Origin of the sequence: Psychrobacter sp. 78a-MNA-CIBAN-0178 (genome assembly GCF_040309625.1) — a bacterium.
GTDB lineage: Bacteria > Pseudomonadota > Gammaproteobacteria > Pseudomonadales > Moraxellaceae > Psychrobacter > Psychrobacter okhotskensis.
On record NZ_JBEOOZ010000107.1, the window covers coordinates 1 to 285 of the forward strand.

Annotated in this window: 1 protein-coding gene; it reads right to left on the bottom strand. The window is 37.5% G+C overall.

Annotated elements, in window-relative coordinates:
* A partial coding sequence (locus AAEY80_RS14450) for a cation:dicarboxylate symporter family transporter (RefSeq protein ID WP_350588551.1) occupies window positions 1-285 on the bottom strand: 285 nt, incomplete at both ends.

Sequence of the window (285 nt, forward strand, 5' to 3'; positions counted from 1 at the left end):
TGTTAATGGTAGCACCCAGTGGGATAGTAAATGAGGCAACCGAGTTATTAGCACCTAGTTTTTTAGTAGCAGTTTCAAGTGTAATAGGCATAGTTGCGCTTGAGCTCGAGGTACTAAATGCAAATAAGCATGTGTGCTTCATTTTTGCTAAGAAAATAAGCGGGTTTAAGCCCGTTAATATTTTTAAAAGCAATGTGTAGTTTACGAAAGCATGTAATAACAGTGCAAGCACTACAACGCCAAAGTATTTGGCTAGGCTAACAATTAAGTTAAGCTCAATTGTTG